Below are 13,815 nucleotides of genomic sequence, written 5' to 3' on the forward strand. Positions count from 1 at the left end.
AATACCGTCTGAATGAAGGCGGGCTTGGTTGAATTACTCGAGCTATATGAATACAAGGTGGACGACCTTGTTGCAGGCAATGAACCCAAAGGGGGGATGGCCGGCTTGACCCGTCTGCGCCAGACCCTAATCCAATCGAACCTGCCGGGCCCCCTAGCCAAGAAATTCCGCGATATTGACGGGCGCTTCAAAGCCCATCGGCCCGGCTACAAGACCACCGTGGACGAGGGCACCGCTCCCGACCTGGGCATGATCTTGATCGAAGAGGAAGGCACCGATGCCAGCCCTGAGCGCGAGGTGTTGGAGAAGCTGGCCGAGGCCGTGTACTGGAGCCGGCTCGAGCGCGACCTGCTGCGTACCGCCAAGTCGTTCAATCATGGCAAACGCGACGAGTTGCGCATGACCTATGCCATCCTGCAAAACCTCGAGGCCTATTCCAAAAGCCCACAGTTTTCCCAGGATTACAACCTTTCCCGTTTTGCCCTGGCCCACCCCATTCCCAGCGTTTCAGATCCGCGGGTACACCTAGAAAACCCCGATATCGCCAAAAACATGCTATTGGAGTTGTTCCGCGAGGCCTATAACCTAGCCGGTAAGCTCAAATTGCCCCCCGAAGAAACAGTGCCTTACCTCAGACGGTTTGCCCGACGTATACTGGAAAGTGAAGGTTCGCTCAAAACCAGCATCCGGGGCCCCAGCCTTGAAACTTTGCGCCGGGCGCTCGAGGAGGCCCATCGCCAGAACCTGAGCATTGGGGAAATTCGCACCCTGGAGGAACGCCTCCAGGCCGCCGCCGCTGAGGAGCGTCGTATGTCGCTGGTTATGGAGGACGATCGGGGCCGGTTCTCGGCGGCCATCGAGCGGCTGACCACCCTGCTTGCCCGCTACCTGCCCAGCCCCAGAGGAGAAGCCAGTTGGCCACAAATTCCGCAAAAAATTCTCGGCAGCCAGAGTGCAGAATATGGAACCCAGAGCGTTCCGTCGGATGCCAAGGCCCTCAACCTGCGCCTGATGCCGCAGCGCTTCTACTTCTGGAACCACGAAATTGGCATCTCGCAGGCGGGCAAGCTGTTTGGTCTGAGTGTGGATGGGCAGGAGCGGATGATCGAAGAAAACGCTGCTTTCAGCCTAACGCTACCCGATGCCGAGCTGCATGTGATCCGCTTCCAGGACTACCTGCACCTACGCCTCGAGCCCCGCGAGGCTGCCACCCTCTCGAACCTGTTGGCCGAAGGCCGCATACTGGCTTTTCTAATGTGGCCCGAGAACCACTTCGCCTACCTGCGCTTGCTGCGGGCGCTTTCGGCCCGGTTCAAGGGCGAGGTCAACTATGCGGTGTTTAGCCCCGAGTCCGCCAGCAAGTACGGGGAAGCTCCCATAGACAACCTTCAAGACTTTGCGCGCAAGGGCCTCGAGGTAGTCAAGGGCCGCATCGAAAAGAACTCGAGCTGGACAGCCTATCTGGCCGAGGTGGCACGGGTGCTCGAGCTGGAAAGCTACGCCCAGGTCCTGCGGCTCGAGCTCGCCGAATGGCTGGGATTCAGCCCTCCCTCTCGCGACACTCTGGGCGAGAACGTAGGCTCCACTACCGTAGGCGACAGCCCCAGCACAATCAAAGCGGGCAGTGCCGTACTTTCCCTCCGCTACCAAGACGACGCGGTATACGTCTCCTCCACCGGTCTGATCCCGCGCAAGCTACACGACTTGATGATCTGGATGATCCCCGAGGGTGGGGTGGTACTGGCACGGGAAGGGGCACGGGTGGCGCATAGCCTGGTCACCATTCAACCCCAGAATCGCGCAGTGCTCTAGTCCGCTTTTGCGCCAAAACCGAGCCTGAACCAAGCACTGGTTCCGCCAAGCCCAGCAAGGGATATAGATTAGGTTTCACAAAGACGCGCCGCCTTTTTGGTTTGCGTGGTTGTCTTTGTGGTAGTTATACCGGCTCCGCTTGAACCCTCACCTTTGGGTGTAAACAAAGGCGAAGGTTCAAGCCGATCAAAGGGAGTAGGAGGAATGTATTCCGGCAGAATCGTTTAGCCTTTCGGAAGTGAACGATACTGCCGGAATGACTAATATTCCTGTTAAGAAAAGCTGACTGTACTCAGTCTATGTTTACGATATCAGGTTGACAAGTTATGATGTACCCACCTATGTGGAGCGCATTACAACACCCTGGATTCCGCTGGCTGTTCTTGTCGAATCTGGTTTCCCTGGTTGGTAGCAAGATCCACCGTATTGCTTTGCTCTTTGTAGCTTATCAGGAGACCCAAAATGCAGTCTGGATATCCCTGATTTTGGGAGCCCAATTCTTGGCCAGCGCGGTGCTCGGGCCGCTCTTGGGACCGCTGGCCGACCGCTACGACCGCCGTATCCTGATGATCGTTTCCAACCTGGTACGGGCCCTGCTGGTAGCCTGCATCCCGCTTTTTGCCATCGGCTCGATGCCCCTCTTGATGGTCATCGCTTTTCTAATGGCAGCTTTTGAATCGGTGCACTACGCAGCCAGCAACAGTGTCATCCCCGAGATGGTGCCCGAGTCGGCGCTGGATGGAGCCAATGGCCTGATGGTCTTTGTGAACCGTTTTGCGGATGTGGCTTTTGTGGCGCTGGCAGGGGTGCTGGTTGCCAACGTGGGGCCGGTTCCGGCTTTCTGGATTGATGCCGCCTCCTACCTGATTGCCGCCGGGCTTCTGCTCCTCCTGCCCCCATTGCCCGGGAAAGCCGGCAAGGGTGGCTATTTTGCGGCGGTAGCAGCCGGAATTCGCCCCTTGTGGCAAAATCCCATCCTCAGGCGAACCATTGGGACGCTGGCTCTGGCCGCGGCTTTTGGTTCGGTGGAGTCGGCCCTGGGCATTGTGTATGCGGTGGGAGCCCTCAAAATTGGGGTGCAGGGCTTCGGGGTGTTGGAAGCGCTCATGGCCGGGGGGGCCATTCTGGGGTTGTGGGTGGCCATGCCGCTAATCAAGCGATGGTCGCGCGAATCGGCGTTTTTGTTTAGCCTGGCCGTATGGGGCCTGGCCTTCGCCTCGCTGGGCCTATTCCCCAACGTAATCTGGGCCGGCATCGCCACCTTCTTGATGGGGGTCTTGAACACCATGTTCATCGTGCCTGCCCGCTCGATCATTCAACTGGCGGCGCCTGCCGAACTGCGGGGCCGGATTATGGCTGCCTTTGGCGCCACCATGCAGAGTGCGGTTCTGGTGGGAACCTTTTTGGCCGGGGTTTTAGAGCCGCGGCTGGGGGTGCTGACGGTACTGGTGGTCTGTGGCTCGGCGGTATTTTTGGCCGTCTTTACAGTGTTCCTGCTGGGCGGCATCCCGCGCCAGCCCAGTGAAGCCAAGCCAGGCTGATACCAGATTCGGTTGGTTCTTCACCGGTGTAATACGCATTCCGGCAGTATCGTTCACTTTTGATACCAGATTCGGTTAGTTCGTCACCGAACGGTGGCGAACTAACCCGACCGAAGGGAGTGCTCTAGGATTCAAAAAGATAGCCACTCAAAGCTTATTGTTCGATGACTATCTTTTTGAATCCGGTATGAAAGCCTAAACGATACTGCGGGAATGCACTTCTACTGCCTTCGGTCGGCTCGAACCCTTCGCCTTTGGGTGTCATCAAAGGTGAAGGGTTCAATCGGAACTGGTATAACACCACGAAGCCTTGCTTGATGCAATAATGAATGGCGTTGTTGCGGAGGAACTGAATGAACATCCAGAAAATCATGAAAGAGGCCCAGAGGGCCCAAAAGAAAGCCGCTGAGGTACAGGAGAAGCTGGGCAATATGATGGTAGTGGGCAGTGCCGGGGGGGGCCTGGTGGAAGTCACCGCCAACGGTCACGGGCAGATTCAGGGGGTCAAGCTTAAGCCCGAAGCTGTAGACAAGGACGACCTCGAGGCCCTGGAAGACCTGCTGCTGGTGGCCATCCAGGACGCCCAGAAAAAGGCCCACGAACTCTCGGAAAAAGAGATGAGCCGCGAGCTGGGCGGCATTGGCAACATGCTGGGCAATATGTTCTAAGCTCGCCGGTGGCGCATAGCCTATAGCAATTTGGCTAACGGCTATCCACAACGAGTTATCGGCTTACTTATGCGCTACCCCGAGAGACTCCTCAAACTGGTGCGGGCCCTGGCGGGTCTGCCGGGGGTGGGGCCCAAAAGCGCCCAGAAGCTAGGGTTGTTTTTGGTGCAAAACCCCGATACGGCCTCAGAACTGCGGGGCAGCCTGGAAGCGGCCCAGGCCCTGCACCCCTGTCCGGTGTGCGGCAACCTGGCCGAGGACGCGCTGTGCCCGATCTGCGCCGACCCCGAGCGGGACAGGACGGTCATCTGTGTGGTCGAGACCATTTCTGACCTGATGGCCATCGAGCGCAGCGGCGAATACAACGGCCTCTACCACGTGCTGGGAGGAGCGCTCAACCCCCTCGAGGGGATTGGGCCAGAGCAGCTCTACCTCGAAAAGCTCTTTTCCCGCCTCGAGGGCGTGAGGGAAGTAATCCTGGCCACCGGTATGACCGTCGAGGGTGAGGCCACCGCAGGCTACTTGGCCGAGCGCCTGGGCCAGCAAGGCATCCGCTCGACCCGACTGGCCTATGGCTTGCCGGTGGGTGGAAGCCTCGAGTACGCCGACGAGGTGACCCTGGCCAGGGCGCTGGAGAACCGTCGGGGATATCAATAGAAGGGGCCCGCGCGCGCTGGCCGTTCGCTGTGGGCTGCTGTTTCCATTCCCACGTAACGCTTGGCTGTGCAAGTGCGCAGAACCCTGGCATGTGCTGTGCTAGTCTAAACCCTGTATGGGTTGGGATTTGCATGGGGGTAGTGCATGAAGATGCTCGAGACCCTCGTACCGTTGGGGGTGCGCCAGGCCATCCTGGCAGGCCAGGATGGATTGGTTATCGAAAGCGCAGGCAAAGAAACACCCGAACCTGAGCTGTTGGCTGCCGAGCTGGCCTCCCTCGCAAGGGCCAGCCGAACCCTGGCCAGAAGCCTGGGGGGCGACCTGCGGCGCTTCACCATCGCTACCGAACACCGGGAGGTGCTGGTGGTGGTTTTTAGTGGCTACTGCCTGGCAGCCGTGGTTGAGAAGGGTGCCGATCGCAAGAGCATCGGCCACGAGCTCTCACGTCTGGCCTTACGCCTGGCTCAAACCATTTAGGAGTGAAGATATGGTTCAAGAAGTGCTTGGCGAACTGCAAGTCACCAAAGGGGTGTTGGCCTCGGCACTGGTAGCCGAGGATGGTTTTGTGGTCGAGAGCGTCCGGGCCGATCAGGCCCCGGATGTGGATTTTTTAGGGGGCGCAGCCTCCACAGCGCTGGCTTCTGCCAGGGCTTTGTCGCAGGAGCTCGAGCGCGGTGAGGTGGAAGAAGTCATGGTAGAGTACCCCGAGGGGCCGCTTCTGCTGGTTCCGCTCGAGGGTGGGTACTTGCTGGTGGTGCTGATGGACTCCGTGCAGAGCCTGGGTCGGGTGCGCTTCCAGCTCAAAAAAAGTATTCCACGCCTCCAGGAGGCTTTATCGTGAGTGAAGTTTCACAGGTACCCGAGCTGCGCGTAGATATTGATCGCGAAACCGCCCTTGGCAAATACGCCAATTTCGCCATCTTCTCACACCAAAAAAACGAGTTCTACCTCGACTTCGCCCTGATGCAGCCCGGCGGACAGCCCAATCAGGTAGTGGCTGTGGTGACCAGCCGCATTATCACCAGCCCCCAGCACGCCAAGGCGCTGCTGCGCAGTCTGGCCGAGAACATCCAGCGCTACGAGGAGACCTACGGGGTCATCCCCGAAGAGCTGCCCGGCAACCGGGCGTAAAGCTCAAAGTAGAAGCTAAGGGACGCAGCGAGCTGCGTCCCCTGCTGTTTTGTGAAATGGTTGTTGTGAAGATTAAGAGGCGGATCGGTCAGGCCTTTATCACATACACCCATCAAGCCAGCGAAAGAGGGGCATGGGATTGGTGGAGAAGCTACGCACACTGCGAAGCACGGGGGCAGCAAGCTGGTACAGGAAACCCAGTAGCAGGTTGCGCAGGGCGGCCAGGGACTGGGCTGCTTTGCGGGTACGACAGGCATCCTCACCCAGGACGGTATCCCTTTTGTGACGCAGCCTGTTCTAGCTGGCCCAGTGGCCGCGGCTGAGGGAAGCCAGGGTGGCGGCATCGGCCTGTGCAGGGCTGGGGCTGGTAATGGCCAGGTCGCTTTCCTCGCAGGCTTCACCGGTACGTTTGTGGGTCTTGTTGCAGGCCAGGAAAGCCTAGCGCCGGGTCAGGTGGGATTTGGGCGGTGGTACGAACCCGCCAGACCCATAGCGCCCCGCTGCGCACCTGGTGGTAGCAGTACACATCGTCCGGCGGGTACTGCAGCAGGTGCGCTGCCCCATCCTTCAGCTCCGCCTGGTTATCCTTGAGCGCGAGGAAGTAGTGCCCCCCTTTGCAGGATCGCCTGGGCGGTCGGGGCCTCGGTATGGGCCGCATCACCCGTCCACACCCAGGGAATCCCGGCCTCCGCCCAATCAGCCCCAACCGGCTCAGATAAGCCGAGACCAGTACGATGGCTTTATCCCCTCCACCCCCCCGCGCGCTGCCCTTGAGGTGTTTGCCATCCAGGCTGACCTCCAGCAGTCCCCCTTCCTCGTGTTGCCCCAGGGTGCTGCAGGGCCTTTTCCAGGGCGACCACTTGCTGCTCCAGGGCCCACAAGAAGCGGTAGATAGTGGCCTGGGCCGGCAGGGCCGTGCGGGTTTTTCTTCGACCAAACCCCATCACCAACGGCCAGTCCCGCTGATCTTGCATCCACTGTGCGATCGCCAGGATGTTGGTGCGCCCGCTGCCCAAGGCCATCAGCACCAGCATGAACAACATCCGCCAGTCGTAGGTGGTGTTGTGGACCCGCAGGTCAGGTACTTGCAGCAGGTAAGGAATGGGGCTGGGTATGGGTTTGTTCAGTTTCATGCTGCATATAATAAGAGCCTGGCAACAACCCCAAAACTTTTGCGTTCACCTGTAGTCCCCCAAATTGATGTGCTTCCAAATTAATATGGCATTATGTTTAGGATTGTTTCTAAAACCCGGCAACTCAAAAAGCAATCCGGGAGCAAGCCAGCCATGCACACGGTTCGCGTATGCATCTCTGTACCCCACGGGAAGCTCCGCTTCTTGGCCCATCGCAGCAAACTGTGCTTCTGCGCGTCCCACGGGGCTCGAGGATTTGGGGAAAATCAGTGGTAGGGCACTTGAGAAAAACCCGCTCTCCCGAACCGGGTCTACTCCGGTAGCCTTATGCGGGATTGTTTGGATTAGCCGCGGGAGCGACCGCAGCGGAGGGCTTGGAGCCAGGAGCCATGACCATGTTCATGTCGCGGCCCAGCATTTCTGGGCGCATTTCTACAAAACCAATCCCCTCCAAATCCTTGGAGATGCGCTCCAAAAGCTTGTGTCCTAGCTCCTGGTGGGCCATCTCACGCCCCCGGAACATAATGGTGACCTTGACCTTGTGCCCTTCCTCGAGGAAGCGCCGAATATGCCCCACCTTGGTGTTGTAGTCGTGTGCCTCGATTTTGGGGCGGAGCTTCATGCTTTTGAGCTCGGTGCGCTTGGCTTTCTTGCGGGCCTCTTTCTCGGCCTGCTGCTGCTCGTAGCGCCACTTACCGTAGTCGAGCAGCCGGGCCACCGGCGGAACCGCGTTGGGTGAGACCAACACCAGGTCATATTCGCGCTCTTTGGCCATACGCAAGGCTTCGCGGGTATCCACAACCCCGACTTGTGTCCCCTGCTCGTCAATCAGGCGTACCTGACGCACCCGGATTCGTTCATTAACTGGAACATCTCTGGTTATAACTTCACCTCCGCAGGCAACAAACCCGGCTGAGTTTGGCTACCTACGCCCTCGAGTGTACACAAAAACCATAGCCTGGGGCAATTCAGACCTCGATCACTCCAGCCGGATCACCGCTCGCACCGTGCCTGCCCGCTGTCCAACCGCTTCCAACTGCACGCTGGTTCCTGCTGGAGCTTGCACCACCCACTCCAATTTCTTTTCCTGGTCGCCAAAAGGAGACCCAAACACCGTTTCAAACTTATTGGAGCGGCCTTCGATGTGGCCTACATCCGAAACTGCCTCGCCCGCAACCAGTCTGGCCCCTTCGGGTACTAGAAGCTTGACCCGGATGCCCTCCACCGCTTTTTTCTCGAGAGCCTTTGCGCTCGTGTAGGTCGGCAAAAAACCGGTGTTCTCCAGTATCACAACAATACGGAAGATATCGTTTGCGGCTCGGTCAACCTTGATTAGCCTGATGTTGAGCTTGGGTGATACTTCAGCATGCAAAAGGGAAAAGAGGGTGTTTTTGTGGGCGATTTCAGGCAAAAACTGGGCCGGGGCATTGCCCCAGAAGCGCTTGTAGTCCCAGCCACCAATCTCGACTGGCCCCAGTTGGGGGTGCTCAAAAGCGGTCCAATTTTTGAAGCCGTCCAGACCGTGTGCATCGTTGAACTGGAGGAGCTTCAAATCATCGTCTTCTGGATGGAAGCGGAACCAGCCAATAAAGTCGCGCTTGAGGATGCCGTTGGGCTGTTGTTCGCCAATCCCGGCCAGACTCACCACATCCCAAAGCTCGGTGGAGAAACCAAAAATACCCAGATCCTCGTAGAGCCAGTCGAAAAAACCACCTCGCAAAGTGGTCTTGGGGTCGTAGCGAAAACCGTGGTACACCGAAGTATCGGGATAGCCAGTAAGTTCCGTGCCCTTTTTGCCCAGGTGTTTGTAGACCGTCAGGTCGTGGGTGGGAAAGGCGTCGTCGGGCTTGCCCGAGTAGGGGCGCAAAATGACCCCCGAATAGGTGTGGTAGGCTTGTACACCGTTGATGTTTTTGTGTTTAGCAAAGAATTGTGCCAATGCCTGGGTCTCGGGTTCGGACACCGGGAATGGGCCCGCACCGCGCTGCTGGCTTTCGGGCCCCCAGTCGGCTGGAAACTGGCGGTTCAGATCTAGACCGTGTTTGGGCGGAGCGGCTCGAACGGTATAGCCATCGAAATTGCGTATCAAACCCTCAGGATAGAGGTGATAGTAGGTGCCTCCTTCGTCGCCCACTTCCCTCGGGCGCATCAAACGAGAATCCTTGTCGGAGACCTTCCAGGCTCCCTTGGGGTCTGGAAGGCGCATCTGCAAAATGCGCCCATCGCCATCCACATCTTCCAGATACAGACCTTCGCGCTCGTCCTCGAAGGGGTAGGGCCGTACCGACGAGCGGGCCTGGTAGGGGGTAGTCAGGTATTGCTCGACTCCATCAGGTGAAACCCTGGGACAGATATAGAACGCACTGCGATCGAGCAAGCGGGTCACCTGGGCATCAGAGCCGTAGTTGGAAACCAGGTACTGGATGGTGTACTGGGCCGTTGCCCCTCCCGTCACTTCCCCTGCATGGATATTGGCATCTATCCAGTAGGCCGGTTTTTCAGTATCCGAACCGGTGGCAAAGTTGGTCAGGGTGATCACCCAGATATCGCGGCCCTGGTAGCTCTGGCCGATGGATTCCAGTTTGGTCAGATAGGGATATTCGCTGACCACGTCGTTCAAAAAGGCCGTTAGCTCGTCGTAGGTATAGTAGCGACTCAGATCAAGTTTGGGCATCGTTTACCTCTGATATTTAGACCATACGAGTATAAGGCCGGTAGCATGGAGGCATGACGGTCACTGCATCCGACCATGAGGGTACCCGTATCCTGACCCTGAATGACCCCACCCGGCGCAACCCGCTTTCACCCACCCTGGTGAAGGACTTGCTGGAAGCGTTGGAAACTGCCGAGCGAGACGAGGCCATCCGAGCGCTGGTGTTCACCGGGGCCGGCCAGGCTTTTAGCGCCGGGGCCGATTTGGAATTCCTCAAGAGCGTGACTACTGCGGGCGCCGAGGCCAACTATGCCCACTCCCGCGAACTGATGCGCCTCTTTCAGCGGGTTTACACCTTTCCCAAACCCACCATCGCTGCCATTAATGGCCCGGCAGTGGCGGGCGGGGCCGGGTTGGCGACGGCCTGCGACCTGGCCATCATGAGCGAGCAAGCCCCAATCGGCTACACCGAGGTGAAAATTGGCTTTGTGGCCGCGCTGGTGGGGGTAATTTTGGTGCGCAATGTGGGCGAGAAACATGCCAAAGAACTACTCCTGACCGGCAAGCTGGTCTCGGCCCAGGAAGCCTACCGGATGGGGTTGGTTAACCGGGTAGTACCACCGGAGCAGTTGATGGAGGAGGCCCTGGCCCTGGCCCAAGAAGTCGGTGCCAACGCCCCCACCTCGCTCTCGCTGACCAAAGAGCTGCTGAATGCCTTGCCCGGAATGGGCCTCGAGGATGGCTTCCGGCTGGCCTCCATCGCCAATGCCTGGGTGCGCGAGACCGGTGACCTAGCCGAGGGCATCGCAGCTTTTTTTGAGAAACGACCTCCGGGATTTTCGAAGAGGTAAATTGGGTCGCACGCTAGGATATTTGGCGTTCAGCTTTGAGACACAACTTCAGCGTTTTTTCAAAGCCCGTAGCTGCTCGGCCGCCTGGGCCGCGCTGATCTGGCCTTTTTCCAAAGCAGCCAGGATGGCCTCTTTTTCTTCCGGAGAGGGGCCGGTTTCGGGGATGTCTTGGTACTCGTAACCCAGTACTTTGAGCAGCGTCTCGAAACGGGCCCGGATGGTGGGGTAAGACAGCCCTAAAATTCGCTCGACTTCCTTGAGGTTGCCCCGCACCTTGATGTAGAGGCGCAGGAATTCCAAATGTTCAGGCGGCAACAAGGCAAACTCGTTGGGCTGAAACTCGCCCCGAATCTCGGTACGGCATTCCGAACAGACCAGTCCGGTCACGTTCAGGCGCCCGTTGCAGCCTTGCACCGGGCATTGGGTAGGCATGGGAAAAACTCTCATACAGATTCCAAACCGGGCCTCTCCTCACCACAAGCCAATCTTGACATAGACCTGTTGAGGGGCTTTGACATCAAAGGCTTTGGGCCTCACTTCCACCTCCACCAAGGCAAAGGGTGGCATTTTGCGCAGTTCCCAGGTCTGGCCCCGCAGCGCCTGTAGGGCCTGCAAGGCAAAATCCATCTGGGGATCTCGAGTTACCGACTTGCGGATCAGCCAGGCGCCCAGCATCAAGAAAAACTCGAGCATCACCAACGGAGCAAACAAGAAGATGGGCAGCGGGATTTCTTTTACCCGCACCCACAGATACACAAACCGGGGGCGAACCAAGTTCAGTTTGCCTAGGAAGTCGAGTTCAGGAACCGCTCGAGACACTGCCACCATACTAATCGCTCCATAAGGGGATAGGGAGGGGCCAAAGACCCCTTCTTATTGCTCAGACCACTTCGATCAAAACCTTCATGGGGCCAGATATTTTGGATTCGCCATCGCTCATCTTAGCCACGTCGTTGATCTCAACATCCACCAGACGGCCTTCGGGCAACTCACCTTTGAGCATGTCGAGAATGCCCGCAATGTCAATGCCCTGGGCGGTCAACTGGCGTTGCGCTTCGGGTGGGATAAAGTTGGAGGCAAACTTGGCGAGTGCTGCGGGGATATTGACCTTGATTTTTACATCCTCGCCATCCACTACGATGCGAACCATCCGGGCAATACCCCTGGTGGGCGGGGGGGTGGTGGCGACCGCGTAGGCGTATCCTGCGCTGGGCGTAGCCGCTTTGGGTCGGCCTGACTCCATGGCTTCCAACAAACGAAGGGCTTCTTCTACCGTGATCTTGCCTTCCTTGACCATATCCATGATGCGCTTTTTATCTTCCATATGCGGCTCCTTGTTTAGCGATTGGGATGAGTGTTGGCTGAACGCTCTTTCGTTGATGTTGCCTTATCTAGGCTTATCTTGAACCCTGTCGCGAAGCGGGGAATTTGAATCCAGATGAACCACACTGACTCAAAATCCTAGGCACAGGCTTCCCGTAGGGTTTCTAGAGGATTGCAAAGAAAAAAACCGTGGGCAGGGGACTAGGGGCCATAGACCGTTTACGTTTGCTTTTGGGTCGTTTGGCTGTTCCCCCCTGGATAGGGGCTGATTTTATAGAACCTTTGGCTACTTTGGTCATGACCTACCTAGCCCTTGCTTCCAGATTGCCCATGCGCACCGAAACCTCGAGGGTAGCCTTGCCCTCTCCGACTTGTCGAACCTCCGACCCATCCGCTGCATAGCTACGGCTAAAACCTCTAGTTTCCAGGTTACCTAGGCTGACCCCTGGGCTAAGCTGGACGCTGCTGCCCGGCAGCAGATCGAGCTCGGCGTTGCCCATCGAGACCCGTAGGTGATGCTGGCCTTCCCGCAGCAGCAATGAGCCCTCGATGTTGCCCGCCGTGACCTCGAGGTCGAGCCCCTCCACAGCCTTGAGCTCCACGTTTCCGGCGGCGACCCTGCCCTTGAGGAAGGCCACGCCCTCGACTTCGACCTGGGCTGCCCTGCTGCTCAAGTCGAGGCCCCAACCCGCAGGCAAACGCAGTTCCAGCGAGCCCAGCCCACCCAGCAACCCACCCAGGAAGCTGCTGTTGACCATCTTGGGGGTGATCTCTAGGTCGGAACCCACCTGCCGCACCTCGGCTTGGCCGTCCGCCACCGGCATCTGGAGGCTGGGATCGAGCTTGACCTCGAGCTGGCCCGCTGTGAGCTTGACTCGAGCCCAGCGCAGCCCTTGCGGTTGCCAACCGGTCTGGCTGGATGAGGCAGACGGAGCATACTGGGGCTGGCCCACCGTTTCGTTGATCGTCTGATCGGCTTGCCGAGCAGCTGCATCACCTTCGTCCAGTGCAGAAAGCAACAGATCGGCTTCTTGTTGGGTGATCCTGCCAGCTTGTAAGAGGGCTTGGATGCGTTCTTGTTCAGACATGGGAACCTCCTGTTTGGGATTCATACTCAAACCTCTTCCTCTTGGTAGTGGCTCTGGTCTTCCAGGGTCAGGTCACCGTTGTGGATCACGACGCGCAGGTGGGCAGTGCCTTCGCCGACCGTACCCGACACCTTGCGCTTGTGCTTCTCGAACTGGCCTTGGGCGCTGAAGTCACCGTGGAGCAGCCTGCCCTCGACCCGCACTGAGCTATCCAAAAAGGTGATGTTGCCGTCGCCGTCGAGCAGCTCGAGGTTGTGCTGGCCCTCGGTCAGGCGCAGCTCGGCGTCTAGGTCGCCAGAGACCACCTGTAAATCCACACCGCCCACACTCTGCAAGGAGACGTCACCGCTCGTCACGCGGCCTCGCACAAACGGGATACCTTCCACCTTAAGATCGCCGCTAAAGACCTCGCAGGCCAATCCCCAACCCTGGGGCAGCCGCACAGTCACGTCGTCGGTAGCGATTAAATCCACGTCGCCCGGGGCCTCACCGTATAGCTTCTCCAGAACCTTCTCGACTATCTCTCCACGCATTTTCAAGGGGCCCCTGCGACGGCCCCGTAGTTGTACCTCGCCCTCTACCAGGGGTTCTGTCCGGCTTGGCTCCAGCACAACCTCGAGGTCACCGCTCATCTGCCGCACCTTAAACCACCGGAGGTGGCTGGGGTATGAGACAGTGACGGGTTCGCCCACCCCCACCACTGGGTCTAACTCCTCGGCCACCCGGCGACCCATTTCCTCGGCCCGGGCACCCAGTTGGCGGGCGGCCTCGCTCAGCCGCTCGAGCCGTCGGCTGCCCCCCTCGCGGGAATCAAGCGGTTCGGGCGGTACGAAGCCGAAGCCTCGAGCCGGGGCCTCCACCTCGGCCAGGGCTTGGAGCAGCATGGTGGCCTCGTCGGGGGTAATTTTGCCGTCTTCGACCAGTTTTAGGATACGGCTACGCTCGTTCACAGAGACTC

General features: G+C 58.7%; 17 protein-coding genes. 8 read left to right on the forward strand and 9 right to left on the reverse strand.

The features are described from left to right. The first annotated feature begins 12 nt into the window (after positions 1-12). From WKI89_RS00615 to WKI89_RS00645, 7 genes are all read left to right on the forward strand, one after another. Positions 13-1,812, forward strand: a complete 1,800-nt coding sequence (locus WKI89_RS00615) for a hypothetical protein (RefSeq protein WP_337867275.1) — start codon at positions 13-15, stop codon at positions 1,810-1,812. 341 nt (positions 1,813-2,153) lie between these two features. Beyond that, entirely contained in the window at positions 2,154-3,353 is a 1,200-nt protein-coding gene (locus tag WKI89_RS00620) for an MFS transporter (protein ID WP_337867276.1), read from the forward strand. 353 nt (positions 3,354-3,706) lie between these two features. Beyond that, positions 3,707-4,021, forward strand: a complete 315-nt coding sequence (locus WKI89_RS00625) for a YbaB/EbfC family nucleoid-associated protein (protein ID WP_337867277.1) — start codon at positions 3,707-3,709, stop codon at positions 4,019-4,021. A gap of 69 nt (positions 4,022-4,090) precedes the next feature. Further along, the gene (recR, locus tag WKI89_RS00630; RefSeq protein WP_337867278.1) at positions 4,091-4,678 is read left to right on the forward strand and encodes a recombination mediator RecR; all 588 of its coding nucleotides are present in this window, start codon (positions 4,091-4,093) and stop codon (positions 4,676-4,678) included. 144 nt (positions 4,679-4,822) lie between these two features. Next, positions 4,823-5,155, forward strand: a complete 333-nt coding sequence (locus WKI89_RS00635) for a roadblock/LC7 domain-containing protein (RefSeq protein ID WP_337867279.1) — start codon at positions 4,823-4,825, stop codon at positions 5,153-5,155. Positions 5,156-5,165: 10 nt separating this feature from the next. Continuing rightward, a complete protein-coding gene (locus WKI89_RS00640) occupies positions 5,166-5,519 on the forward strand; it encodes a roadblock/LC7 domain-containing protein (RefSeq protein WP_337867280.1) in 354 nt (117 codons plus the stop codon). Beyond that, the gene (locus WKI89_RS00645) at positions 5,516-5,809 is read left to right on the forward strand and encodes a DUF3467 domain-containing protein (protein WP_337867281.1); all 294 of its coding nucleotides are present in this window, start codon (positions 5,516-5,518) and stop codon (positions 5,807-5,809) included. Before WKI89_RS00640 ends, WKI89_RS00645 begins: the two co-directional genes overlap by 4 nt. A 397-nt stretch (positions 5,810-6,206) precedes the next feature. Here the strand turns inward: WKI89_RS00645 and WKI89_RS00650 are convergent, their stop codons facing one another. The 4 genes from WKI89_RS00650 to WKI89_RS00665 form a co-directional block, all read right to left on the reverse strand. Next, positions 6,207-6,467, reverse strand: a complete 261-nt coding sequence (locus WKI89_RS00650) for a hypothetical protein (protein ID WP_337867282.1) — start codon at positions 6,465-6,467, stop codon at positions 6,207-6,209. Positions 6,468-6,549: 82 nt separating this feature from the next. Then, positions 6,550-6,942, reverse strand: a complete 393-nt coding sequence (locus WKI89_RS00655; protein WP_337867283.1) for a transposase family protein — start codon at positions 6,940-6,942, stop codon at positions 6,550-6,552. Between the two features lie 325 nt (positions 6,943-7,267). After that, a complete protein-coding gene (gene infC / locus WKI89_RS00660; RefSeq protein ID WP_337867465.1) occupies positions 7,268-7,825 on the reverse strand; it encodes a translation initiation factor IF-3 in 558 nt (185 codons plus the stop codon). A gap of 96 nt (positions 7,826-7,921) precedes the next feature. Next, the gene (locus WKI89_RS00665) at positions 7,922-9,616 is read right to left on the reverse strand and encodes a M14 family metallopeptidase (RefSeq protein WP_337867284.1); all 1,695 of its coding nucleotides are present in this window, start codon (positions 9,614-9,616) and stop codon (positions 7,922-7,924) included. A 53-nt stretch (positions 9,617-9,669) separates the two neighbouring features. On the opposite strand from WKI89_RS00665, the gene WKI89_RS00670 reads away from it, so the two are divergent. Further along, positions 9,670-10,446, forward strand: coding sequence for an enoyl-CoA hydratase/isomerase family protein (locus WKI89_RS00670; RefSeq protein ID WP_337867285.1), 777 nt, complete (start codon positions 9,670-9,672; stop codon positions 10,444-10,446). Between the two features lie 48 nt (positions 10,447-10,494). On the opposite strand, the gene WKI89_RS00675 is transcribed toward WKI89_RS00670, so the two are convergent. From WKI89_RS00675 to WKI89_RS00695, 5 genes are all read right to left on the reverse strand, one after another. Further along, positions 10,495-10,893, reverse strand: coding sequence for a DUF2089 domain-containing protein (locus tag WKI89_RS00675; RefSeq protein ID WP_337867286.1), 399 nt, complete (start codon positions 10,891-10,893; stop codon positions 10,495-10,497). Between the two features lie 24 nt (positions 10,894-10,917). Further along, a complete protein-coding gene (locus tag WKI89_RS00680) occupies positions 10,918-11,274 on the reverse strand; it encodes a hypothetical protein (RefSeq protein ID WP_337867287.1) in 357 nt (118 codons plus the stop codon). A gap of 52 nt (positions 11,275-11,326) precedes the next feature. After that, a complete protein-coding gene (locus tag WKI89_RS00685; RefSeq protein ID WP_337867288.1) occupies positions 11,327-11,770 on the reverse strand; it encodes a hypothetical protein in 444 nt (147 codons plus the stop codon). A gap of 301 nt (positions 11,771-12,071) precedes the next feature. Next, on the reverse strand, positions 12,072-12,857 hold the full coding sequence (locus tag WKI89_RS00690) for a hypothetical protein (RefSeq protein ID WP_337867289.1): 786 nt from the start codon (positions 12,855-12,857) through the stop codon (positions 12,072-12,074). A gap of 26 nt (positions 12,858-12,883) precedes the next feature. Further along, entirely contained in the window at positions 12,884-13,807 is a 924-nt protein-coding gene (locus tag WKI89_RS00695; RefSeq protein WP_337867290.1) for a DUF4097 family beta strand repeat-containing protein, read from the reverse strand. Positions 13,808-13,815 lie beyond the last annotated feature (8 nt).

The organism is Meiothermus sp., from assembly GCF_037443965.1.
In the GTDB taxonomy this organism is placed as follows: domain Bacteria; phylum Deinococcota; class Deinococci; order Deinococcales; family Thermaceae; genus Meiothermus.